General features: G+C 70.7%; 21 protein-coding genes and 1 pseudogene. 12 read left to right on the top strand and 10 right to left on the bottom strand.

From position 1 onward, the window contains the following. Positions 1–7: 7 nt before the first annotated feature. Positions 8–853 (bottom strand): NAD(P)H-binding protein, encoded by an 846-nt coding sequence (locus ACZ42A_RS35920; RefSeq protein WP_468531536.1) that lies wholly within the window; start codon positions 851–853, stop codon positions 8–10. A gap of 96 nt (positions 854–949) precedes the next feature. On the opposite strand from ACZ42A_RS35920, the gene ACZ42A_RS35915 reads away from it, so the two are divergent. Then, the gene (locus ACZ42A_RS35915; protein WP_468531535.1) at positions 950–1,339 is read left to right on the top strand and encodes a winged helix-turn-helix transcriptional regulator; all 390 of its coding nucleotides are present in this window, start codon (positions 950–952) and stop codon (positions 1,337–1,339) included. An 18-nt stretch (positions 1,340–1,357) separates the two neighbouring features. Here ACZ42A_RS35915 and ACZ42A_RS35910 read toward each other — a convergent pair whose 3' ends face one another. Then, positions 1,358–2,134 carry an SDR family oxidoreductase gene (locus ACZ42A_RS35910; protein ID WP_468531534.1) on the bottom strand — a complete coding sequence of 259 codons (777 nt, stop codon included), beginning with the start codon at positions 2,132–2,134 and terminating at the stop codon, positions 1,358–1,360. Positions 2,135–2,333: 199 nt separating this feature from the next. Here ACZ42A_RS35910 and ACZ42A_RS35905 point away from each other — a divergent pair, with 199 nt between their 5' ends. Beyond that, entirely contained in the window at positions 2,334–3,206 is an 873-nt protein-coding gene (locus ACZ42A_RS35905; RefSeq protein ID WP_468531533.1) for a helix-turn-helix transcriptional regulator, read from the top strand. Positions 3,207–3,246: 40 nt separating this feature from the next. Here the strand turns inward: ACZ42A_RS35905 and ACZ42A_RS35900 are convergent. Further along, positions 3,247–3,831 (bottom strand): annotated as a pseudogene (locus tag ACZ42A_RS35900) (GyrI-like domain-containing protein); the annotation flags it as partial. Between the two features lie 180 nt (positions 3,832–4,011). Here ACZ42A_RS35900 and ACZ42A_RS35895 point away from each other — a divergent pair. Continuing rightward, positions 4,012–4,329, top strand: coding sequence for a hypothetical protein (locus tag ACZ42A_RS35895; RefSeq protein WP_468531532.1), 318 nt, complete (start codon positions 4,012–4,014; stop codon positions 4,327–4,329). A 38-nt stretch (positions 4,330–4,367) separates the two neighbouring features. Here the strand turns inward: ACZ42A_RS35895 and ACZ42A_RS35890 are convergent, their stop codons facing one another. After that, positions 4,368–4,550: a hypothetical protein gene (locus ACZ42A_RS35890; protein WP_468531531.1), complete on the bottom strand. Its 183-nt coding sequence runs from the start codon at positions 4,548–4,550 to the stop codon at positions 4,368–4,370. Between the two features lie 89 nt (positions 4,551–4,639). Here ACZ42A_RS35890 and ACZ42A_RS35885 point away from each other — a divergent pair, with 89 nt between their 5' ends. Together ACZ42A_RS35885 and ACZ42A_RS35880 are read left to right on the top strand one after the other, a co-directional pair. Next, positions 4,640–5,122 (top strand): hypothetical protein, encoded by a 483-nt coding sequence (locus tag ACZ42A_RS35885; protein ID WP_468531530.1) that lies wholly within the window; start codon positions 4,640–4,642, stop codon positions 5,120–5,122. Positions 5,123–5,211: 89 nt separating this feature from the next. After that, the gene (locus tag ACZ42A_RS35880; RefSeq protein ID WP_468531529.1) at positions 5,212–6,027 is read left to right on the top strand and encodes a Crp/Fnr family transcriptional regulator; all 816 of its coding nucleotides are present in this window, start codon (positions 5,212–5,214) and stop codon (positions 6,025–6,027) included. Between the two features lie 37 nt (positions 6,028–6,064). Here ACZ42A_RS35880 and ACZ42A_RS35875 read toward each other — a convergent pair whose 3' ends face one another. The 6 genes from ACZ42A_RS35875 to rhaI all read right to left on the bottom strand — a co-directional run bounded on the left by ACZ42A_RS35875 (position 6,065) and on the right by rhaI (position 13,846). Further along, positions 6,065–6,733 carry a LutC/YkgG family protein gene (locus ACZ42A_RS35875; RefSeq protein WP_468531528.1) on the bottom strand — a complete coding sequence of 223 codons (669 nt, stop codon included), beginning with the start codon at positions 6,731–6,733 and terminating at the stop codon, positions 6,065–6,067. Further along, the gene (locus ACZ42A_RS35870) at positions 6,730–8,208 is read right to left on the bottom strand and encodes a LutB/LldF family L-lactate oxidation iron-sulfur protein (protein WP_468531527.1); all 1,479 of its coding nucleotides are present in this window, start codon (positions 8,206–8,208) and stop codon (positions 6,730–6,732) included. Before ACZ42A_RS35870 ends, ACZ42A_RS35875 begins: the two co-directional genes overlap by 4 nt. Then, entirely contained in the window at positions 8,205–8,960 is a 756-nt protein-coding gene (locus ACZ42A_RS35865) for a (Fe-S)-binding protein (protein WP_468531526.1), read from the bottom strand. Before ACZ42A_RS35865 ends, ACZ42A_RS35870 begins: the two co-directional genes overlap by 4 nt. Before the next feature lie 132 nt (positions 8,961–9,092). After that, positions 9,093–10,529: a rhamnulokinase gene (locus ACZ42A_RS35860; protein WP_468531597.1), complete on the bottom strand. Its 1,437-nt coding sequence runs from the start codon at positions 10,527–10,529 to the stop codon at positions 9,093–9,095. An 8-nt stretch (positions 10,530–10,537) separates the two neighbouring features. Continuing rightward, the gene (locus tag ACZ42A_RS35855) at positions 10,538–12,577 is read right to left on the bottom strand and encodes a bifunctional aldolase/short-chain dehydrogenase (protein ID WP_468531525.1); all 2,040 of its coding nucleotides are present in this window, start codon (positions 12,575–12,577) and stop codon (positions 10,538–10,540) included. 108 nt (positions 12,578–12,685) lie between these two features. After that, a complete protein-coding gene (gene rhaI, locus ACZ42A_RS35850; RefSeq protein WP_468531524.1) occupies positions 12,686–13,846 on the bottom strand; it encodes an L-rhamnose isomerase in 1,161 nt (386 codons plus the stop codon). A 229-nt stretch (positions 13,847–14,075) separates the two neighbouring features. Between rhaI and ACZ42A_RS35845 the strand changes: the two genes are divergently transcribed. The 7 genes from ACZ42A_RS35845 (at position 14,076) to ACZ42A_RS35815 (ending at position 21,649) form a co-directional block, all read left to right on the top strand. Continuing rightward, a complete protein-coding gene (locus ACZ42A_RS35845; RefSeq protein ID WP_468531523.1) occupies positions 14,076–15,593 on the top strand; it encodes a sugar ABC transporter ATP-binding protein in 1,518 nt (505 codons plus the stop codon). Beyond that, positions 15,590–16,630: an ABC transporter permease gene (locus tag ACZ42A_RS35840; protein WP_468531522.1), complete on the top strand. Its 1,041-nt coding sequence runs from the start codon at positions 15,590–15,592 to the stop codon at positions 16,628–16,630. The genes ACZ42A_RS35845 and ACZ42A_RS35840 overlap by 4 nt, the downstream gene beginning before the upstream one ends. Further along, on the top strand, positions 16,623–17,594 hold the full coding sequence (locus ACZ42A_RS35835) for an ABC transporter permease (RefSeq protein WP_468531521.1): 972 nt from the start codon (positions 16,623–16,625) through the stop codon (positions 17,592–17,594). The genes ACZ42A_RS35840 and ACZ42A_RS35835 overlap by 8 nt, the downstream gene beginning before the upstream one ends. Before the next feature lie 79 nt (positions 17,595–17,673). Continuing rightward, entirely contained in the window at positions 17,674–18,756 is a 1,083-nt protein-coding gene (gene rhaS, locus ACZ42A_RS35830; protein ID WP_468531520.1) for a rhamnose ABC transporter substrate-binding protein, read from the top strand. Positions 18,757–18,785: 29 nt separating this feature from the next. Next, positions 18,786–19,106, top strand: a complete 321-nt coding sequence (locus ACZ42A_RS35825; protein WP_468531519.1) for an L-rhamnose mutarotase — start codon at positions 18,786–18,788, stop codon at positions 19,104–19,106. A 22-nt stretch (positions 19,107–19,128) separates the two neighbouring features. Then, complete coding sequence (locus ACZ42A_RS35820; RefSeq protein WP_468531596.1) at positions 19,129–20,544, top strand: BNR repeat-containing protein; 1,416 nt, start codon at positions 19,129–19,131, stop codon at positions 20,542–20,544. A 79-nt stretch (positions 20,545–20,623) separates the two neighbouring features. Next, positions 20,624–21,649: a LacI family DNA-binding transcriptional regulator gene (locus ACZ42A_RS35815; protein ID WP_468531518.1), complete on the top strand. Its 1,026-nt coding sequence runs from the start codon at positions 20,624–20,626 to the stop codon at positions 21,647–21,649. Positions 21,650–21,705 lie beyond the last annotated feature (56 nt).

Genomic DNA, 21,705 nt, shown 5'->3' with positions numbered 1-21,705 from the left:
CCCGCCCTCAGCGGAAGGCGTCGGCGTTCCGCCGCGCCCAGCCGGCGAACGTGCCCGGAGCCCGGCCCAGCACCCGCTCCACATCCGGGCTCACCCGCTGTTCGCCCGGTGTGGGCTCGCCCAGGATGGACAAGGTCGTCTCGACCACGTCCGCCGGCATGAACGCCGCCATCCCGGCCGCGGCCTCCTCCTGGGACAGCTCCACGAAACGCACCGGCTCGCCGATCGCGGCGCCGACCGCCGCCGCCTGCTGCCGGGGCGTGACCGGCTCCGGCCCGGTCAGCTCGTACACCTCACCGGCGTGACCGTCCTCCCGCAACGCCACCGCGGCCACGTCGGCGATGTCATCCGGATCGACGACCGGCAGGCCGACGTCACCGAACGGCGCGGCGACCGTCCGCCCGGCACGCACCCGCTCGGCCCAGGCGTAGGCGTTGGAGGCGAAACCGCCGGGCCGCAGGATCGTCCACTCCAGCCCCGACCCCCGCACCGCGTCCTCGATGGCCCGCGCGACCCGCCCGTGCGAGGCGGACTCGGGCCGCGTCACCACGCCCTGCGACGACAACAGCACGACCCGCCGCACCCCGGCACCCTTGGCGACGTCCAGGACGTCATGGGTGCGCAGCAGATGCGCGCTGGGCCCGCCGTTCTGCAGGAACAGCGCCTCGGCGCCGTCGAGGACCGGCCGCAGGCTCTCCGCGTCCGTCAGATCGGCCCGCCGCTGCCGCACCCCGGCGGGTACGTCCGCCGCCGTGATCCCGCGCGAGGTCGCCGTCACCTCCGCGCCTCCCGCCACGAGCACCCGGACCAGCGCGCGCCCGACGTTGCCGGTAGCCCCCGTCACCACGTACATGTCCAACTCCCTTGTCACTCCGCCTGCTTGACGACGGAGCGACGCTAACAGGGCACGTATAGTAGGTACCTAGAGGAAAGTGACTACCCCGAGGGGATGCGCATGGGGGACAAGACAACCTGGCCGGCGCCTGCCGCGACCGACCCGGAACTCGCGTGCCCCGTCTCCCCGGTCGTGGACATCGTCTTCAGCCGCTGGACGACGCCCATCCTGTGGTCCCTGCACACCCACGGCCGTCAGAGGTTCGTCGAACTCGAACGCCGGATCACCGCGATCACCCCCAAGGTCCTGACGCAACGTCTGCGCCAGCTCGAACGCGACGGCCTCGTCGTCCGCACCTACCACCCGGAGGTCCCGCCACGCGTCGAGTACGAGATCAGCGACCTGGGCCGCAGCCTCGCCCCGCTCTTCGCCCACCTCGCCGAATGGGCCGCCGAGAACCTGGAGAAGGTGGAACGGGCCAGGGAGGCGTACGACGGCCCCTAGGGCGCGGTCTGGCCGGCCTCAGCTGGGCTGGCGGGTGGGCATGATGGTGACCTGCTGGAGGTTGACCCGAGGCGGGAGGCTCGCGACGAAGCCGACGGTCTCCGCGATGTCCTGGGACGTGAGCCACTCCATCGTCTCCTTGGAGCCCTCCAGCCACTCCAGCGCCCCCGCGTCGGTGACATGACTCTGCAGCTCGGTGCCGACGATGCCCGGCTCGATCGCCGAGACCCGGACGTTCTTCGCACCCAGTTCCGCTCGCAGGTGCCGGGAGAGATGGGTGACGTACGCCTTGGTCGCGGAGTAGACGGCGAAGTTCGGGAAGATGTTCTGCGCGGCGATCGACGACGTGTTGACCAGGTCGGCCACACCCCGCTCCTCGGCGGACTTCACCAGCTGCGGCGTGAACGCGCCGATGACGTTCATCAGACCGGTGATGTTCAGGTCGATCTGCCGCTGCCACTGGTCGGTGGCCAGCTCCTCGACCGGGGCCGGGAGCATGACACCCGCGTTGTTGAACAGCAGGTCGGCACCGCCGAGCTGGGCCGCCACCCGGTCCGCGGCCGCCCGCACGGTCGCGGCGTCGGTCACGTCGACCGCCAGGGCGAGCGCTTCGCCGCCGTTCTTCTCGATCCGGGTGACCAGTTCGTCCAGCCGCTCGGCACACCGCGCCAGGACGACGACACGGGCGCCGAGTTCGGCCAGGTGCTCGGCGGAAGCCTCACCGATACCGCTGGAGGCACCGGTGACGACCGCGACGCGGCCGGAGAGGGGACGGGCAGAGGTGTGCGTGGTCATGAGGACACCTTTCGAAGTGGGTGGGATCAGGGGCTCGGGTCTGCGGCCTGTCGCCGCCGGCCCCTTCACCAGAACACCACCCGCAGACGTCTCACGGGACGCCACAAAGGGCCCTGACCAGGCAGGTATTCGCAAGGCAGGTACTGGCAGTACCACCCGGCGCCCGCCGTGGCCCACTCTCGCCCGCCACACTGGGGGTATGGATGACCGCAGTCGCGAGCTCGCCGATTTCCTGCGCACCCGCCGGGCCCGGATCACCCCGGACCAGGCGGGGCTGCCCGCCGACGGCCGGGTCCGCCGTGTGCCCGGCCTGCGCCGTGACGAGGCAGCCCGCCTGGCCGGGGTGAGCACCGAGTACTACACCCGGCTCGAACAGGGCCGTGCGCAGAACCCGTCCCCCGAGGTCCTCGAAGCCCTGGCCCGCGCCCTTCAGCTCGACGCCTCCGAGCGCGAGCACCTCACCGATCTCCTGGCCCGCCCCGCCCCGGCCCGGCGCGCCCCCGCCGGCCCGCAGCGCGTGCGCCCCGGACTGCACCTGATGCTGCAGACCCTCGACCATGTGCCCGCCTTCATCCTCGGCCGGCGCACCGACGTCCTGGCGTCCAACCGCCTGGCCCGGGAAGTCCTGACCGACTTCGACGCCCTGCCTGCGACCCGGCGGAATCTGGCCCGCTACTACCTTCTGGACCCCGAGGCCCGTGCCCGCGTCGGCGACTGGGAGCGGATCGCCGCCGAGACCGTCGCCATACTCCGCCTCGAAGCCGGACGCTACCCGGACGACCGCCGGCTCGCCGACCTCGTCGGCGAACTCACCCTGAAGTCACCGGAGTTCTCAGCCTGGTGGAACGACCACCGGGTGCTGCGCCGCACGCACGGTATGAAGCACTATCACCACCCCCTGGTCGGCCACCTGTCCTTCTCGTACGAGTCCTTCCAGGTGCCCGGCGATGCCGAACAGACTCTGTGCGTCTACAACGTCGAGCCCGCGTCCGACACCGCCGAGGCCCTCCGGCTCCTCACCAGCTGGACTGCGCCGCAGCCGACGGGGATGCCGGAGGAACGAGGAGCGTAGACAGCGATCCTCGCCATCCCCATGCCCGAGTCCGGCTGCCTTAGATGCGCTCCACCGGGAGCCACAGTTCGGCGTCGGCCTCGGTCTTGTCCGCCGACAGGCGGGTGCGCAGGATCTCAGGGCCGGGTCGGCTGCGGTACGGGTTCGACGGGAACCACTCGGTGAACACGTCCCGCCACAGCTCCTGGATGGCCTGCGGCGCCGGCCCGGAGGTGGTGAAGACCGCCCAGGTGCCGGCCGCGACGGCCAGCGTGGTCGTGCCCTCGGGCGCGGCCGCGGAGGTGATCACACCGTGGTAGTAGTCGAGTTCGGTGCCCTCGGCGCGGCTGGGGTCCAGGTCGTCGCAGACCGCGACGATGCCGTGCGGCTCCTGGTCCGACAGCTTCTCCAGGCGCTCCAGGGTCTGCGGGGCGATCCCGCGGACAAAGTCCATGATCGCCCGGTTCGGCCCCGTATGTACCAGCGGCGCCCGGGTCTTGAGCCCGACGACGGTGAAGTCCGCCTTGTCCACAACGCGGTATCGCATACTGCTGCTCCCTTCGATGGTGAGACGGAAGGCCATCCGGGACTGGGAGCTGAGCGCGGCGCCGGTACGGCGGGCCTCGCCCGGTCCGATGCCGTGCACGACGGCGCCGGATCATGCCCGGTCTCCTTCCTCTTGACGATCACCACGCTAGGCAGCGCCTCCCATGCCGGACCCGACATCTTGTGCCCGATCAAGTCGGGTGCACGAGGCAGGGCGCCGCGGGGCGTGTCCCTCCCGAGCGATGCCAGGGTGACGGCCGCGAAGGAGATGATGAGGGGCATGAGTGATCGACACCATGACGGCCGGCTCTCCCAGCTGTGGGAGGAGCACATGCGCGCGCCGTTCCCCGCCGGTTTCCGTGGCGTGGACTTCGAGGGGGTGGACCTGGTTCTGCTCGACGCGGATGTCGCCGGTCTCGTCCAAAGGGAGCTCGACGGCGGGCTCGCCGATGAGGGCATCGCGATCCTCTGGGCATGCGTCGCGGACCTCGACAAGGTCCTGCCCCGCATCGACGACGACTACTGCACGTCCTACTACACGAGACTCCGGACGATGGCCGGAGTCACAGCAGCGCGATACATGCCCAGCACGACCTGACCACTTGTCACGGAGAGCCGTATGCGATCGCTGTGCTTCTACATCGCGGCACCTCGGGAGGTGGTCTTCGACGTGGTGGCGAGGCCGTATCCGGGCCGGACTCCGCGGGCGATGCGGGAGAAGCTGAACGTGCCGGAGCGCGGCAGCGACCTGGTGCCGGCCGAGCACTTCACCCCGATGTGCAGGTCATGGCCTACCGGCCCGTACGTAAGCGCCCTCACATACGTGCACCCTGCACGGCTCCTAGCGTCGGAGCCGACAGGAACAAGAAGAGGGGCGGAACACTCATGACAGGAGAGGGGCCCTCACCATGACCGCCACCTTGCGGGTATCGCCCACCACGGCCGTCATCCCGGTCCACGCGCTCTACGGCGCGACGGCCGGGCTGGTGGGCGGGGTCCGGTTCGGCATCTGGATGTCGGTGTCGCGGCCGATGGCGGACACCGCGATGATCACCATGGTGGCCGGGCTGCTCGGCTCCACCCACGCCTTCGTCGGCTGGCTGATCCACCTGGCCATCGCCGTCTTCGCGGGCATCGGCTTCGGCGTCCTGCTGGGCGAGTTCGCCCAGAGGCTCGCGCCCGCCGTCGTCCTCGGACTCGCCTACGGAGCCGTCTGGTGGACCGTGGGCGCCCTGTGGATCATGCCCGCCAACATGGGCATGCCGGTCTTCGAATGGAACGACGTCACCAGCTCCAGTCTCGGTGGCCACCTGGTCTTCGGGCTGCTCGCGGGGCTGACCTACGCCGGCCTCGCCCAAGCCATGGGCAGGCGGACCGGCTCGGCCGAGTGATGACGCCGGCCCCACTCGCCTCGCCGGACGGCCCCGGACCCCTGCCACAGGGTGCTGCCCAGCGCGGCAGCACCCCCGGCAGAGACCTTGTGCCCTACTGTCTGGCCGAGGGCACCGAGGCGCTGGCCAGCCCGCCGTGGGGCGCCGCGCCCCCGCCCTGGGCGCCGGGGCGACGGGAGGAGACCACGCACATGATCGAGCGCGACGACGAAGCCGACCGCACGTGGTGCATGTCCGAGGTCGACATCTTCCGTGACCTGTCCGAGCCGGAGATGGAGGCCATCGCCGCCGCGGCCCCCATGAAGACCTACTCCGCCGGGGAGATCCTCCACTCCCCGCAGCAGCCCAGCGAGGTGCTGTTCATCCTCAAGCGCGGTCGCGTGCGCATCTTCCGCGTCTCCGCCGACGGTCGCGCCCTGACCTGCGCGATCATCAGCCCCGGCACGATCTTCGGCGAGATGGCGCTGCTCGGCCAGCGCATGTACGACAACTTCGCCGAGGCCCTCGAGGACGTCACCGTGTGCGTGATGAGCCGCGCCGACGTGCACAAGTTCCTGCTGTCGGACGCGCGGATCGCCGCCCGGATCACCGAGATCCTCGGCCGCCGCATCGCCGATCTGGAACAGCGCCTGTCCGACAGCGTCTTCAAATCCGTCCCCCAGCGCATCGCCGCCACTCTGACGACCCTCGCCGCTCGCGCCGACACCCCCACGGGCAGGCTGCTGCCAACGGCACGCCACCCGCAGATCGCCCTCACCCACGAACAGCTCGCCGCCCTGGCCGGCACCTCACGCGAGACGACCACCAAGGTCCTCCACGAGTTCGCCGGCCGCGGCCTGCTCCGCCTGGCCCGCGGCCGCATCACCGTCCTGGACCCCGAGCGGCTGAACGACGCCGCCGGATGAACCGGCGCCACCAGGTCGGCCCCTTGCCGTCCGGCATCTACGAGGTGATGTCGCCGCTCGGCTGACCGGTCACCAGCACCACCTCCAACGTGCGCGGACCGTGCACCCCCTCCACCCGGTCCAGCTCGATATCGCTGGTCGCCGACGGGCCGGAGATCCAGGTCAGCGGGCGGGCCGGGTCGAGGCGTTCGAGCGCCTGTGGCACGGAGGAGACCACCTGCTCGGGAACCCGGACCACACAGACGTGGTGGTCCGGGACCAACGTGATACGGCGGCGGCCCTGGTCGGCACCGCCGTCCAGGACGATCGTGCCGGTCTCGGCGATCGCCACCGCGCACGCCGTGACCACGCTGTCCACCCGATCCAGCTCGTGAGGGGTCGACTCGGCCCGGTCCGGCACCCGCGCCGCCTCGGACTCCGCCAGCCAGCCCGGATCGAGCCCCGGCGGCACGAGCACCGTCCGCGAACCGTGCCCGGACAGCAATCCCGCGATCACCGCGGGCAGTTCGGCCGCCGCGCACCGGTGCACGATCGCCCGGTAGTCCGCCAGGTTCTCGGCCAGCAGGTCCACCGTCTCGGCGACGGTACGCCCGCCGTGCTCGCGCAGATAGTCACGGGCGACCGCCCGCTCGTACGGGGTGTCCTCGCGCGGCACATCGGCCAGCGCGCGCCGCACCCGGCCCAGGATCCGGTCCCTACTGCTCACTTGGCGCCGTCCTTTCCGCCGTGCGTCCGCTGCCACCAGTCCCGGAACGGTTCCGCCGGCAGCGGTGGCAGATCCCGGGTCCCGCTCCACGCCCGGCCGGGGCCCGGCAGGGTGCGCGGATGGAAGCGGCGGGTGCGGGAGGCCAGCCGCTGGCCCGTGCGCAGCGCTCCGGGGCGGGTGAAGGCCCAGCGGGCCGCCCGCATCGCCGCCCGCTCGGCCGCGTGCCCCTTCGCCGGCCGCAGCACCACCCGGTTGCCCTCGCGGGTCACCGGACCGCCCTGGGCGACCCGCTCCCGCAGATGCACCAGCACCTCGGGGATGTCGATGGCGACCGGGCACACCTCGTAGCAGGCGCCGCACAGCGACGACGCGTACGGCAGCGAGGCGTCGATCTCGCTGCCGGTGCCCCGGAGTTGCGGGCTCAGGATCGCCCCGATCGGACCCGGGTAGACCGAGCCGTAGGCGTGGCCGCCCGCCCGCTCGTACACCGGGCACACGTTCAGGCAGGCCGAGCAGCGGATGCAGCGCAGCGCCTGGCGGCCGACCTCGTCGGCGAGGGTGTCGGTGCGGCCGTTGTCGAGCAGCACCAGGTGGAAGGTCTTCGGTCCGTCCTCGTCCGTGGTCCCGGTCCACATCGACGTGTACGGGTTCATGCGCTCGGCCGTCGAGGAGCGGGGGAGGGTCTGCAGGAACACCTCCAGGTCCCGCCAGGTCGGCACGATCTTCTCGATGCCGACGACCGAGATCAGCGTCTCGGGGAGGGTCAGGCACATCCGCCCGTTGCCTTCGGATTCGACGACCACCAGCGTGCCGGTCTCGGCGACCATGAAGTTGGCGCCGGAGATACCGACCTTGGCCCGCAGGAACTTCTCCCGCAGGTGCAGCCGGGCCGCCTCTGCGAGTTCGGCGGGGGTGTCGGTCAGGCCCTCGGGGGCCGGGCGGCCCCACTCGGCCATCTCCGAGCGGAAGATGTCGCGGATCTCGCCGCGGTTGCGGTGGATTGCGGGCACGAGGATGTGCGACGGGCGGTCCTTGCCCAGCTGCACGATCAGCTCGGCGAGATCGGTCTCGTAGGCGCGGATGCCCTCCGCCTCCAGGGCCTCGTTGAGCCCGATCTCCTGCGTGGCCATCGACTTGACCTTGACGACCTCCGACTCGCCGGTCGCCTTGACCAGTTCGGCGACGATCCGGTTGGCCTCCGCCGCGTCGGCCGCCCAGTGCACGACCCCACCGGCGGCCGTCACCGACTCCTCCAACCGCACCAGGTACTCGTCGAGGTGTCGGAGCGTATGGTCCTTGATCCGCTTCCCGGCCTCGCGCAGCTCCGCCCAGTCCTCGACCTCGGCCACCGCCTTGGCCCGCTTGGCGCGGATCGTGTGGGTGGCGTGCCGCAGATTGCCGCGCAGCGTCGGATTGCGCACCGCCTCGTGCGCCGCCGCCGGGAAGGCCGGCATGCCGACGAAGGTTCCGCTCATGCCAGGGGCTCCTCTTCCGTGCTCGCCAGGATCTCCGCGATGTGCACCGGGCGCATGCCCGTCCTGAGCCGCGCCATGGTGCCGCCGATGTGCATCAGACAGGAGTTGTCGGCCGCGCACAGCACCTCCGCGCCGGTCGACTCGGCGTTGCGGACCTTGTCGGCGCCCATCGCCGCGGAGACGTCGGAGTTCTTCAGCGCGAACGTGCCGCCGAAACCGCAGCACTCCTCCGCGCCCGGCAGCTCCACCAGCTCCAGCCCCTTCACCGCCGCCAGCAGCCGCCGCGGCCGGTCGCCGAGGCCCAGCCCGCGCAGCCCGTGACAGGTCGGGTGGTACGTCACCGTGTGCGGGTAGTAGGCGCCGACGTCCGTCACCCCCAGCACGTCCACCAGGAACTCCGTCAGCTCGTACGTCTTCGGCACCACGGGCGCCAGCGTCGCGGCCAGCGTGTCCCCGCGGCCCTCCGCCCGCGCCCGCTCGCCCATCCGCGGATACAGCTCCCGCACCATCGCCCCGCACGACCCGGACGGCGTCACGATCGCCTCGTACTCCCCGAAGACATCCGCGAAATGCCGCGCCAACGGCTCCGCCTCATGCCGGTAGCCCGTGTTGTAGTGCGCCTGCCCGCAGCAGGTCTGGGCCATCGGGAAGTCGACCTCCACGCCCAGCCTGGTCAGCAGCTTCACCACGGCACGCCCGGTGTCCGGATAGAGCGTGTCGTTGACACAGGTCAGGAACAGAGCGACACGCATCGCGGCTCCTCGTGGTCGATCATCGGATGAGTGCAGGGTAGTTCGGGGGTGACGGGCGGGGGAGGAGGCCGGGCCCCGGCCCGCCGAGCGGACGGGCCGGAGCACGGCCGGCGGTCGGAGCACGGCCGGCGGTCAGCGCGCGGCGAGCCGGTCCTGGGCCGCGCGCCAGCGGGCGGTGTCCCCGCGCGGTTCGTAGCGGGTCAGCGGCTGGGTGCGGGTGAGCAGCCGGCGCATGTCGGCGCGGTCGCCGACCAGCTCGTGGGCCCGCGCCTGCACCAGCACATTGCCGAGGGCCGCCGCCTCGGTCGGCCCCGCCACCACCGGCAGCCCGCAGGCGTCGGCGGTCAGCTGGCACAGCAGCGCGTTGCGCACCCCGCCGCCGACCACATGCACGACGTCCACGGACGTCCCGGCGAGCCGCTGGGCGTCCTCGACGGCGCGCCGGTGGGCGAGGGCGAGGGAGTCGAGGATGCACCGGGTGATCTCGGCGGGCGACTCCGGCACCGGCTGCCCCGACGCCCGGCACGCCTCGGCGATCCGCTCCGGCATCCGCCCCGGCGCGAGGAACGCCGCGTCCCCCGCGTCCACCACGGACCGCAGCGTCGGCACCACGGCCGCCGCCCGCAGCAGCTCGCCCAGATCCGGCTCGCCCCAGGCCCGTACGCACTCCTGGAGCAGCCACAGACCCATGATGTTCCGCAGGTAGCGGACCGTGCCGTCCAGCCCCAGCTCATTGGTGAAGTTCGCGGCCCGGCTCTCCTCGGTCAGCACCGGCGCGGTCAGCTCCAGACCGGCCAGCGACCAGGTGCCGGTGCAGATGTACGCGAACCGCTCCCCGGTCGCCGGTACGGCCGCCACCGCGGACGCGGTGTCGTGCGAGCCGACCGCCGTCACCGGAACCGGACCCGTGAGCCCGGTCTCCTCCAGCACCTCGGGGCGCAACAGACCCGCCGGATCCCCGGGCTGCCGCAGCGGCGCGAACAGGCTCAGGTCGATGCCCAGCCGCGCCGCCACGTCGTACGCCCAGTCCCGCGTGCGCGGGTCGACGAGCTGGGTGGTGGACGCGTTCGTCAGCTCGGTGCCCTGCTCGCCGGTCAGCCAGTAGGCCATCAGGTCCGGGATCAGCAACAGCCGCTTGGCGTGGGCGAACTGCGCGGACGAACGGGCGGCGGTCAGTTGGTAGAGCGTGTTGAACGGCGCGTACTGAAGCCCGGTCGCCGCGTACAGCTCCGCCGCGGGCACCGTCGCCCACACCGACTCCGCGACGCCCTCGGTGCGCGTGTCCCGGTAGTGCACCGGGTTGCCGAGCAGTGCCCCGTCCGCGTCCAGCAGACCGTAGTCCACGGCCCAGCTGTCGATGCCGACGGAGTCCACCTGGCCGGTCGCCCTCAACCCCTCCAGCACCCCCGCGTACAGCGCGAGCACATCCCAGCGCAGTCCCTCGGGCAGCCGCACGGGCCGGTTGGGGAAGCGGTGCGCCTCGGTCAGCTCCAGTTCGTGCCGGCCGACGCGGCCGACCATGACGCGCCCGCTGGACGCGCCGAGGTCGACCGCGGCGTACGACTTCACGAGCGCGCTCACCGCAGGAAGGCGGCGGCGACGCCCGCGTCGACCGGAACGTGCAGACCCGTGGTGTGCGTCAGGTCCCCGCCGGTCAGCGCGAACACGGCGTTCGCCACATGCTCCGGCAGCACCTCCCGCTTCAGCAGCGTCCGCTGGGCGTAGAACTCGCCCAGCTTCTCCTCCGGCACCCCGTACACGGCCGCCCGCTGGGCACCCCAGCCGCCCGCGAAGATGCCCGAGCCGCGCACGACCCCGTCCGGGTTGACCCCGTTGACGCGGATGCCGTGCTCGCCCAGCTCGGCGGCGAGCAGCCGCACCTGGTGGGCCTGGTCGGCCTTGGTGGCGGAGTACGCGATGTTGTTCGGCCCGGCGAACACGGCGTTCTTGCTGGCGATGTAGACGATGTCGCCGCCCAGCCCCTGCGCGATCATCACCCGCGCCGCTTCCCGCGACACCAGGAACGACCCGCGGGCCATGATGTCGTGCTGGAGGTCCCAGTCCTTCGCGGAGGTCTCCAGGAGCGGCTTGGAGATGGAGATGCCGGCGTTGTTGACGACGAGATCCACCCCGCCGAAGGCCAGCAGCGCCGCCTTGAACGCCTCGGCGATCCGCTCCTCGGAGGTCACGTCCACGGCCACGGCGACCGCCTTGTCCGGCCCGCCCAGCTCCTCGGCCACCGCCGCCGCGTTCTCCGCGTTCAGATCGGCGACGACGACACACGCGCCCTCGGCGACCAGCCGGTGCGCGATCGCCCTGCCGATCCCGCTGCCCGCGCCGGTCACCAGCGCCACCCGGGTCGCCAGCGGCTTCGGCTTCGGCATCCGCTGGAGCTTGGCCTCCTCCAGCGCCCAGTACTCGATCCGGAACTTCTCCGACTCCTCGATCGGCGCGTACGTCGACACCGCCTCGGCGCCCCGCATCACGTTGATCGCGTTGACATAGAACTCGCCCGCCACGCGGGCCGTCTGCTTGTCCTTGCCGAAGCTGAACATGCCCACGCCCGGGACCAGCACGATCGCCGGGTCGGCGCCGCGCATCGCGGGGGAGTCGGGCTCGGCGTGCCGCTCGTAGTAGGCGGCGTACTCCTCGCGGTACGCGGCGTGCAGCTCCTTCAGCCGGGCCACCGCCTCCTCCAGCGGAGCCGTCGGCGGCAGGTCCAGCACCAGCGGCCGGACCTTCGTCCGCAGGAAGTGGTCCGGGCAGGAGGTGCCGAGCGCGGCGAGCCGCGGGTGCTCGGCGCGGGCCAGGAAGTCCAGCACCACGTCGGCGTCATCGAAGTGCCCGACCTGCGGCTTGTCCTGCGAGGCGACGGCCCGCACATAGGGCGCCAGCGCCGCCGCCCGCTCCCGCCGCTCGCCCTCGGGCAGCGCCTCGAACCCCTCGATCACGGGCCCGAACGGCTCGGCCTTCCCGCGCTCCTCCAGGAACTTCTCCGCGGTCCGGATGATGTGCAGCGAGTTCCGCTCGCACTCCTCCGCGGTGTCCCCCCACGCCGTGATCCCGTGCCCGCCGAGAACGCACCCGATGGCCTGCGGGTTGGCCTCCTTGACGGCCGCGATGTCCAGCCCGAGCTGGAACCCGGGCCGCCGCCACGGCACCCACACCACGCTGTCCCCGAAACACTCGGCGGTCAGCTTCTCCCCGTCGGCCGCACACGCCAGCGCGATCCCGGAGTCCGGATGCAGATGGTCGACATGCGCGGCGTCGACGAGCCCGTGCATGGCCGTGTCGATCGACGGCGCCGCCCCACCCTTCCCATGCAGGCAGTAGTCGAACGCGGCGACCATCTCGTCCTCGCGCTCCACACCCGGGTACACATCGACGAGCGCCCGCAGCCGGTCCAGCCGCAGCACGGCCAGCCCCGCCTCGGTAAGCGTCCCGAGATCACCCCCGGACCCCTTCACCCACATCAGCTCCACATCACCTCCCGTCACGGGGTCGGTGTCGGTGCCCTTGGCCGACGCGTTCCCGCCGGCGTAGTTGGTGTTCCGGGGATCGGCTCCGAGCCGATGGGACCGGGCAAGAAGAGCGGCGGCCTCAGGATGGGTTGCCATGACAATCGGTTCCTTCGAAAAGAGGGTGCCTACAGAAAGGGGCGCGGGGAACTGCGCGACCAGCCACATACGGCCCGCAGTCCGCGTACGACAGAACCCGGCAGACGCTCACGCCCCCCAACCGGCCTGCTGCCCACCCACCCGCTCAGCCACGATCTTCTCGGCCCACCCGGAACGGGCGTACGCGGCAAGCGGCTCGGGGTCCAGCCCCATCTCCTCCCGCACCTCACGAAGAAGCGGCCGCACATCGGTGTTGAACGCATCCATCAGCACGGCATTGGCCCCGAGCACGTCCCCGGAGGCCTGGGCCTCAGCCAAAGCCACGCGGTCGACCAGAAGCGCCTTGGCAGTCGCTTCCTGGACATTCATCACCGAACGGATGATCGCCGGGATCTTCGCCTCGATGTTGTGACACTGATCGAGCATGAACGCCACGTCCGGAGTGAACCCGCCCCCGCGGACCACCTCGTACATGATCCGGAACAGCTGGAACGGATCCGCCGCCCCCACCATCAGGTCGTCGTCCGCGTAGAACCGCGAGTTGAAGTCGAACCCGCCGAGCTTCCCCTCCCGCAGCAGCGTCGCCACGATGAACTCGATGTTGGTGCCCGGCGCGTGGTGCCCGGTGTCCACCACGACCTGCGCCTTCGGACCCAGCTTCAGACAGTGGGCGTACGCCGTCCCCCAGTCCGGCACGTCCGTCGTGTAGAAGGCCGGCTCGAAGAACTTGTACTCCAGCAGCATCCGCTGCCCCTCGCCCAGCCGCGCGTACACCTCGGCGAGGCCCTCGGCGAGCCGGTCCTGGCGGGCCCGGATGTCGTCCTGCCCGGGATAGTTCGTCCCGTCCGCGAACCACAGCTTCAGATCGGCGGAGCCCGTGGCGTCCATGATGTCGACGCACTCCAGCAGATGGTCGACGGCCTTGCGCCGCACCGCCGCGTCCGGGTGGCAGATGCTGCCCAGCTTGTAGTCGTCGTCCTGGAAGGTGTTGGAGTTGATGGCGCCGAGCCGCACGCCGCGCTCCTCGGCGAACTTCGCCAGTGCCGGGTAGTCGTCGACCTTGTCCCACGGGATGTGCAGCGCGACGGTCGGGGCGACGCCGGTGAACTCGTGGACCTTGGCGGCGTCCTCGAGCTTCTCCTGCGGGGTGCGCGGCACACCCTTCTGGGCGAACACCTTGAAGCGGGTCCCGGAGTTCCCGTACGCCCACGACGGCGTCTCGACGGCCTGGGTCTTCAGCGCGGCCTTCACCGCGGCGACATCGGTCACTGCTGGGCTCCTACCGATTCAATGAAACGATTCAGTAGGGCAAGCTATGAGTCCCTCGGAGGGGTGTCAAGCACTCTGACCAACCCCGCTCTTCGTGACCTCGCGGTGACCTTCGACTATCGAAATTTTTTCGACACGGACCCATTGACGTGACATGGCTGGCCTGCCTAACGTCCCGGCAACCCAGTTGAAACCTTTCACGACGCACCGCGTCGTCGAGGAGCCCCCAATGACCCACCCGTCCGACACGGGGCCGCCCCCGGTGCTGGCGCTCGAGGGCGTCTCCAAGTCCTTCGGCGCCGTACGCGCCCTGCGGGACGTGTCCCTGGAGCTGTTCCCGGGCGAGGTCCACGCCCTCGCCGGGGAGAACGGCGCGGGCAAGTCGACCCTCATCAAGACGCTCGCCGGAGTGCACCGGCCGGACGCCGGCCAGGTGCTGCTCGACGGCGCGCCCGTCGTCTTCCACGGCCCCGGCGACGCCCGCGACGCCGGCATCGCCGTGATCTATCAGGAGCCCACGCTCTTCCCCGACCTGTCGATCGCCGAGAACATCTTCATGGGCCGGCAGCCCAAACGCGCCCTCGGCCGCATCGACCACAAGACCACCCGCGCCGCGACCGCCGCACTGATGCGGCGCCTCGGCGTCGACCTCGACCCCGACCGCCCCGCGCGCGGGCTGTCCATCGCGGACCAGCAGATCGTGGAGATCGCCAAGGCGCTCTCCTTCGACGCCCGCGTCCTGATCATGGACGAGCCGACCGCCGCGCTCACCGGCAGCGAGGTCGCCCGCCTCTTCGGCGTGGTCCGCACCCTCAAGGAACAGGGCGCCGCCGTCCTGTTCATCTCCCACCGGCTGGAGGAGATCTTCGAGATCTGCCAGAAGGTGACCACCCTGCGCGACGGCGCCTGGATCGCCAGTGAACCCCTCGCCGGGATGACCGAGGACGACCTGGTCCGCCGGATGGTCGGCCGCGACCTCGAGGAGCTGTACCCCAAGCAGGACGTGACACCCGGCGAGGTCGCGCTCAGCGTGCGTCGGCTGACCCGCGAGGGCGTCTTCACCGACGTCTCCTTCGAGGTGCGGCGCGGGGAGATCGTCGGCCTCGCCGGACTGGTCGGCGCGGGCCGTACCGAGGTCGCCCGGGCCGTCTTCGGCGTCGACCGCTGGGACGCCGGGGAGGTCTCCGTGGACGGCAGGCCCCTGGTCAACGGCGCCCCCTCCACCGCCATGGCCGCCGGACTGGCCCTCGTCCCCGAGGACCGGCGCGCCCAGGGCCTGGTGATGGACATGTCCATCGAGCGCAACATCGGTCTCACGGGTCTTCGTACGACCGTGAAGGCGGGCCTCATGGACCGCGGCGCCGAACGCAGCCGCTCCCTCGACTGGGCCGTCAAGCTCCAGGTGAAGTACGCCCGGATCGCCGACGCCGTCTCCACGCTGTCCGGCGGCAACCAGCAGAAGGTCGTCCTCGCCAAATGGCTCGCCACCCGGCCCAAGGTGCTGATCGTCGACGAGCCGACGCGCGGCATCGACGTCGGGACCAAGTCCGAGGTGCACCGCCTGCTGTCCCAGCTCGCCGCGGACGGCGTGGCCGTCCTGATGATCTCCTCCGACCTGCCCGAGATCCTCGGCATGGCCGACCGCGTGCTGGTGATGCACGAGGGCCGGCTCACTGCCGAGATCCCGCGCTCCGACGCCACCGAGGAAACCGTGATGGCAGCAGCCACGGGGAGGGCCGCCGCGTGACGGTTACCGCTCCTCAGCAAGCGCCCGTGTCGGACGCGCCCAAGTCCGGCGGCACCCGCCTCGTCGACCGCGTCTTCAAGATGCGCGAGCTCGCCATCCTGGTCGTCTTCCTGGTGATGATCGCCGTCACCCAGGCCGGCAACAGCGAGTTCCTCTCCGAGCAGGGCATCAAGGACCTGCTGCTGAACGCGACCATCCTGGTCCTGGTCGCCACCGGCCAGTCCCTGGTCGTCATCACCCGCAATGTGGACCTGTCGGTCGGCTCGACGCTCGGCATCAGCGCCTTCGCCGCCGGAACGTATCTCCAGGGCGGCGGCAATTCCGTGGTCGCCATCCTCCTCGCCGTACTGATGGGTGTCGGGTTCGGCCTTCTCAACGGCCTGCTGGTCAGCCTCGGGCAGGTGCCCGCGCTGGTCGTCACCCTCGGCACGCTCTACATCATCCGCGGCATCGACTCCATCTGGGTCGGCTCCCGGCAGATCACCGCGGCCGACCTGCCCGGCTCCTTCGTCGACTTCGGCTCCGGCGGTATCTCCGCGGTGCCGTACCTGGCGCTGATCGCCCTGGCCGTCCTGGTGGCGACCGCGTACTACCTCAAGCACTTCGGCAGCGGCCGCGAGCTGTACGCGCTCGGCTCCAACCCCGAGGCCGCCCGGCTCGCCGGCATCCCCGTCCGCAAGCGGATCCTCGCCGCGTACACCTTCTGCGGGGCGCTCGCCGGACTCGCCGGCGCGATGTACCTGGCCCGGTTCGGCAACGTCGACTCCGGCACCGGCAACGGTTACGAACTCACCGTCGTCAGCGCCGTCGTCGTGGGCGGTGTGGTCTTCACCGGCGGCTCCGGCAGCGTCTACGGCGCGGCCCTCGGCGCGCTGCTGCTGACCTCCATCAACAGCGTGCTGCCCGCCCTCGGCGTCAGCTCGGTCTGGGTGCTCGCGATCAACGGCATCCTGCTCATCCTCGCCATCGCGGTCGACCGGGTCGTCGCGCTGCGGGTGGGCTCCGCCCTGAAGAAGAGGAATGCTCGCCATGCCTGAGTCCCTGACGCGTGCGGTCCGGTGGGACACGGTCGTCGGTGCGCTGCTGATCGTTCTGCTGTTGTTCTCCTTCTCCTTCGTGGAGGGATTCGGCAACGCGCTGAACCTGTCGTTCCTGATCGGCAACACGCTGCCCATCGCGTTGATCGCGCTGCCGATGACGCTGCTGGTCGTCTCCGGTGAGATCGATCTGTCCGTCGCCTCCACCGCGGGTCTTTCCGGTGCGGTGATGGGCGCGCTGTGGAACCAGGGGATGGCGATCGAGACGATCATTCCCATGTGTCTGCTGCTCGGTGTGGTGTGCGGGCTGGTCAATGGCCTGCTGGTCACCAAGCTGGGGCTGCCCTCCCTCGCCGTCACCATCGGCACCCTCGCCGCCTACCGGGGCATCGCGCAGATCGTGCTCGGGTCCGACGCGGTGACCGATTTCCCTGCGCAGTATCTGGACTTCGCGGCGGGACGGATGGGTGACACGTTTGTTCCGTACGCCTTCCTGCCCTTCCTGGTGCTGCTGGCGATCGCCGTGGTCGCGCTGCACGCCACGCCGTTCGGGCGGTCGCTGTTCGCGATCGGGGCGAGTGAGGAGGCGGCGCGGTTCGCGGGGATCCGGGTCAAGCGGCAGAAGCTGATTCTGTTCACGCTGACCGGGCTGATGGCCTCGCTGACCGGTGTGTTCTGGGCCCTGCACTACGCGAGCGCGCGCTATGACAACGCGACCGGGCTGGAACTCTCTGTTGTCGCCGCTGTCTTGCTCGGTGGTATCGACTTCGACGGTGGCAAGGGGACGCTCGGTGGTGCGATCGCCGGTGTCTTCCTGCTGGGTGCGCTGCAGAACGTCATGAGCCTTCAGGACGTTTCCGCTCAGTCGCAGATTGTCGTTACCGGTGTGTTGCTCGTTCTTTCCGTCCTCGGGCCTCGGGTCGCGCGGCAGATCGCCGTTGTACGCGCTCAATCGTCCGGCTGACTGGCCGTCCGTGGCTGGTCGCGCAGTTCCCCGCGCCCCTAAAGGGGCATCCACTCACCCCTGTCAATAAGGACCCCTCATGCGTAAGTCATCCCTCCGCCGCACCTCTGCTGTTCTCGCCGGCGTCACCTCCCTCGCCCTCGCCCTGACCGCCTGTGGTGGCACCACCAAGAAGGACGTGGCCAACGAGGGCGGCTCGGCGGCCGCGGCCGGCAAGGCCGACCCCAATGCCGAGCTGAAGAAGGGTCTGACCGTCGGCTTCCTGCCCAAGCAGGTCAACAACCCGTACTTCACCACCGCCGACAAGGGCGGCGAGAAGGCGCTGAAGGAGCTGGGGTCCAGCTACAAGGAGGTCGGGCCGTCCAGCGCGACCGACACGTCCGGGCAGGTCTCCTACGTCAACACCCTCACCCAGCAGCAGGTCGACGCGATGGCCGTGTCCGCGCAGGACCCGGGCGCCCTGTGCACCGCGCTGAAGCAGGCGATGAGCAATGACATCAAGGTCGTGACGTACGACTCGGACACCAAGCCCGACTGCCGCAACGCCTTCGTCTCGCAGGCGTCCGCCGAGGACCTGGGCCGCACCGAGGTCCAGCTGCTCGCCGAGCAGATCGGCTACAAGGGCGAGATCGCGATCCTGTCCGCCGCGCAGACCGCGACCAACCAGAACACCTGGATCGAGTTCATGAAGGACGAGCTCAAGGATCCGAAGTACAAGGACATGAAGCTCGTCAAGATCGCCTACGGCAACGACGACGCCCAGCAGTCCTTCCAGCAGACCCAGGGCCTGCTCCAGGAGTACCCGAACCTGAAGGGGATCATCTCCCCGACCACCGTCGGCATCAAGGCCGCCGCCCAGTACCTGTCGGGCTCCAAGTACAAGGGCAAGGTCAAGCTGACCGGCCTCGGCACCCCGAACGACATGCGCAAGTACGTCAAGAACGGCACCGTCGAGGCGTTCGAGCTGTGGGACCCGGCGAAGCTGGGCGAGCTGGCCGCCCGTACCGCCGTCGCGCTGGCCTCCGGGCAGATCACCGGCAAGGAGGGCGAGACCTTCACCGCCGGATCCATGGGCGAGTACACGATCGGCAAGGACGGCGTGATCAGCCTCGGCAAGCCGACCGTCTTCGACGCCAAGAACATCGACGACTACAACTTCTGATCCCCCTCACCCGCCGGGAGTGGTACTTCATGCAGCGCGTCTGTTTCCTGCTCAAGGTCCGCGAGGACCGCATCGCCGAGTACCGCGAACGCCACGCCGCCGTGTGGCCGGAGATGCTGGACGCTCTCTCGGCCACCGGCTGGCACAACTACTCGCTCTTCCTGCGCGACGACGGCCTGCTCGTCGGCTACCTGGAGACCGAGGACTTCGAGGCCGCGCTCGCCGGGATGGAGGCCACGGACGTCAACGCCCGCTGGCAGGCCGAGATGGCCCCCTTCTTCGAGTCGCTCGACGGTGCCCGTCCCGACGAAGCGATGAAGCCGCTCACCGAAGTCTTCCACCTCGCCTGATCCGGAGCCGCTCATGAGTCCCCTGAGAAGACGTACCGTGCTGGCCGGTGCCCTGGCGGCCGCCGCGGCAGCCGCTCCCGGCGTCGCGCGGGCCGCCGTCCCCGGCCCCTCGGTCACCCGCACGGCCACCACGACCCTCGACAGCCAGGCGATCTACTTCGTCTCCTATGACGGCCTGGTCAACAACAACTCCTTCCAGAAGAACGGCCTGCTGACCTACAAGGGCTACCAGTACGCCGTCTGGTACACCGCCGACCGCAACGCCGTCGTCGGCCGCCGCGCCCTCGGCGCCACCACCTGGCAGACCGTCAAGGTCGGCCACACGCTCCGGTACAACGACTCCCACAACGTCATCTCCATGGGCGTCTCGAAAGTCGACGGCCGGTTGCACCTCAACATGGACTCCCACAGCGACGGCTTCACGTATGTCAAGTCCGTCGCCGGGCTCATGGACAATCCGGCAGGGCTGAGCTGGACCGCGAGCCGGTTCGGCGCACCCCAGTCCACGCTCGACGGGCTCGCCCTCACCTCCCAGTTCACCTATCCGCAGTTCGTCTCCACCCCCGAGGGCAGGCTCCAGCTCAGCTACCGCGCCGGCGTCTCCGGCAACGGCCGCAACGCCCTCGCCGAGTACGACGGCACCAAGTGGACGGCGCTGGGGGAGTGGACCAGCTCCACGGGGACGTACACCAGCGAGCACGGCTCGTCCACCGCCCGCAACATGTATCTGCACGGCATCGACTACGACCGCAACGGCCGGCTGCACGCCTTCTTCACCTGGCGGGAGCAGAACGCGGCGGTGATGTGCGCGAGCGGCGGCATCACCAACCACGACACCGGCTACGTCTACTCCGACGACCGCGGCCGCACCTGGCGCACCAACGCGGGCACGGTCGTCGGCGTCACGGGCGGCTCCGACCGGGTGTCCGTGGCCGACGCGGGTCTGGTCGTGGACCCGCTGAACCCCGATCATTCCCTGATGAACCAGGAGAGCCAGTTCACCGACTCCGCGGGCCGGCCGCACGCGATCATCTCCTACGTCCCCGGCCGCTTCGGCCAGTGCACCACGAACTACGTCGCCGACCGCACCGCCAACGGCCGGGCCTTCCACGTCCGCCGCAACGCCTCCGGCACCTGGCAGAAGACCGAGATCCCGGTCCCGCTGAACTCCAGCCAGCGCACCAAGCTGATCCTGGACACGTACGACAACGCGTACGCGGTCTTCCCGTACGGCAGGATCGCCGGAGCCTCCGCGGCCTCCGGGTACACCGACTGGAGGCTGCTGTACGACGGCGCTGGCCTGAACGCCTTCGGCGAGGTGGTGATCGACGAGACCCGGGTCGCGCAGGACGGCGTCCTGTCGGTGATGTACCAGGAGAAGTCCAGCGGTACGACCCCGTCGGCGCTGCGCGTCGTCGACTTCCGTCTGCCGTCGTGACCAAGGTCGCTCAGGGGCGGCATGGCGGTAGTGTGAAGGCCTTCCCGCCGCCCCTCGTCTCCCTGGAGGTCCCTGCCTGATGGCCCAGTCGGTGGGTATCAAGGACGTCGCCCGCGCCGCCGGAGTCTCCGTGGGCACGGTGTCGAACGTCATCAACCGTCCGGACACGGTCGCCACCGAGACCCGGGCGCGCGTGCTGTCCGCGATCGACCGGCTCGGCTATGTCCGCAGCGAGTCCGCGCGCCAGCTGCGCGCGGGCCGCAGTCGGATCATGGGGCTGCTCGTGCTCGACATGGGCAACCCCTTCTTCGTCGACGTGGCGCGTGGCGCCGAGCGCGCCGCGCGCGAGGCCGGGCTCGGCGTGATGGTCTGCAACAGCGCCCAGGAGCCGTCGGAGGAGGCCGAGTACCTGTCGCTCTTCGCCGAGCAGCGGGTGCGCGGCGTGCTGCTCACCCCGGCCGACGCCACCGGGCGGAACATCGAGGCGTTCCGCCGGCACGGCATCCCGTTCGTGCTGGTCGACCGGGTCGCCGAGGGCACCACCGAGTGCTCGGTCTCCGTCGACGACGTGGCGGGCGGCGCGCTGGCCGTACGGCATCTCGTCGACGCCGGGCACCGGGCCATCGCGTACGTCAGCGGTCCGCCCGGCCTGAACCAGGTGCGCGACCGCCGCACCGGAGCGCTGAACGCGCTCGCCGAGGCCGGTCTCGGCCCGGAGGCGCTGCGCGAGCTGCCCACCGAGCGGCTCGACGTCGCCGCGGGCCGGGACGCCGGCGCCCGCCTGCTCGGCCTCGCCGACCGCCCGACCGCCGTCTTCTGCGCCAACGACCTGCTCGCCCTCGGCGTGCTCCAGGCCATGTACGCGGCCGGCGTCAGCGTCCCCGACGACCTCGCCATCGTCGGCTACGACGACATCGAGTTCGCCGCCGCCGCGGCCGTCCCGCTCACCTCGGTCCGGCAGCCCGCCGTCACCATGGGCGCGCTCGCCGCCGAGCTGCTGCTGGAGGAGACCGAGTCGGACACCGGCCGCCGCCCCCACGAACACCGCCGGGTCGTCCTCCAGCCGGAGCTGGTCGTACGCCGCTCCAGCCTGGCGGGGCGCTGAACGGCCGGTCAGTGACGGACATACCGGGCGCTGAACCGCCGTTCAGCAGCCATTCA

The sequence above is a fragment of the Streptomyces sp. NPDC030838 genome, assembly GCF_055572035.1.
This window is presented reverse-complemented; position numbering and strand designations above follow the sequence as displayed.

Coding starts and splice junctions, on each gene's coding strand:
- ACZ42A_RS35815 (WP_468531518.1), top strand. CDS start 20,624: ATGGCCCAGTCGGTGGGTATCAAGGACGTCGCCCGCGCCGCCGGAGTC.
- ACZ42A_RS35825 (WP_468531519.1), top strand. CDS start 18,786: ATGCAGCGCGTCTGTTTCCTGCTCAAGGTCCGCGAGGACCGCATCGCC.
- ACZ42A_RS35870 (WP_468531527.1), bottom strand. CDS start 8,208: ATGAGCGGAACCTTCGTCGGCATGCCGGCCTTCCCGGCGGCGGCGCAC.
- ACZ42A_RS35920 (WP_468531536.1), bottom strand. CDS start 853: ATGTACGTGGTGACGGGGGCTACCGGCAACGTCGGGCGCGCGCTGGTC.
- ACZ42A_RS35915 (WP_468531535.1), top strand. CDS start 950: ATGCGCATGGGGGACAAGACAACCTGGCCGGCGCCTGCCGCGACCGAC.
- rhaS (WP_468531520.1), top strand. CDS start 17,674: ATGCGTAAGTCATCCCTCCGCCGCACCTCTGCTGTTCTCGCCGGCGTC.
- ACZ42A_RS35895 (WP_468531532.1), top strand. CDS start 4,012: ATGAGTGATCGACACCATGACGGCCGGCTCTCCCAGCTGTGGGAGGAG.
- ACZ42A_RS35910 (WP_468531534.1), bottom strand. CDS start 2,134: ATGACCACGCACACCTCTGCCCGTCCCCTCTCCGGCCGCGTCGCGGTC.
- ACZ42A_RS35865 (WP_468531526.1), bottom strand. CDS start 8,960: ATGCGTGTCGCTCTGTTCCTGACCTGTGTCAACGACACGCTCTATCCG.
- ACZ42A_RS35845 (WP_468531523.1), top strand. CDS start 14,076: ATGACCCACCCGTCCGACACGGGGCCGCCCCCGGTGCTGGCGCTCGAG.
- ACZ42A_RS35835 (WP_468531521.1), top strand. CDS start 16,623: ATGCCTGAGTCCCTGACGCGTGCGGTCCGGTGGGACACGGTCGTCGGT.
- ACZ42A_RS35905 (WP_468531533.1), top strand. CDS start 2,334: ATGGATGACCGCAGTCGCGAGCTCGCCGATTTCCTGCGCACCCGCCGG.
- ACZ42A_RS35855 (WP_468531525.1), bottom strand. CDS start 12,577: ATGGCAACCCATCCTGAGGCCGCCGCTCTTCTTGCCCGGTCCCATCGG.
- ACZ42A_RS35885 (WP_468531530.1), top strand. CDS start 4,640: ATGACCGCCACCTTGCGGGTATCGCCCACCACGGCCGTCATCCCGGTC.